Annotated in this window: 1 protein-coding gene; it reads left to right on the top strand. The window is 72.2% G+C overall.

All coding sequences use genetic code 11. The annotated features are described in order from the left end of the window. Positions 1-14: 14 nt before the first annotated feature. Positions 15-580 (top strand): transposase family protein (locus ABD345_RS40100; protein WP_425556972.1); only part of this gene is annotated, 566 nt, incomplete at its 3' end.

The following is a 580-nucleotide window of genomic DNA, read 5'->3' as shown; positions in this document are numbered from 1 at the left end:
GTCGTTGGCACGGTGTGCGTGATGTCAACGATCTTGTGGGCGTGGTGTTTTCGGGTCTGTCGGCCCTGGTCGTCGAGGGTGTGGCGGACGAGGGCGAGGTGATCTGGGTGTCGGCTCGAACCCGGGACGATCCGGTGCCGTGCCCGGTGTGCGGTGAGCCGACGGGGCGGGTGCACGGGTTCCACGGACGAAGGGTCGCGGACGTTCCGGTGGACGGGCGGCGGGTGGTGGTGTCGGTGCGCCTGCGGCGGCTGGTGTGCCCGGTGCTCGGCTGCCCGCGGCAGACGTTCCGCGAGCAGGTCCCCGGCGTGGTGGAGCGCTACCAGCGCCGCACCAGGCGCCTTTCCGACCAACTCGGCGCGGTGGTCAAGGAGTTAGCGGGCCGGGCGGGCGCCCGCCTCTCCCGCGCGCTGGCCTGCGCGATCTCTCACTCGACCGCTCTGCGCCTGCTCATGCGCCAGCCACTGCCGTCGCCGCGGGTGCCGCGGGTGCTCGGAGTCGACGACTTCGCCCTCAAGCGCCGGCACCGCTACGCGACCGTGATCATCGACGCCGAGACCGGGGAGCGGATCGACGTCCT

The sequence above is a fragment of the Kitasatospora saccharophila genome (assembly GCF_039529925.1).
GTDB classification, from domain to species: domain Bacteria; phylum Actinomycetota; class Actinomycetes; order Streptomycetales; family Streptomycetaceae; genus Kitasatospora; species Kitasatospora saccharophila.
The sequence above is the reverse complement of the archived record's forward strand: the minus strand, read 5'-3'. Positions and strand labels throughout refer to the sequence as shown.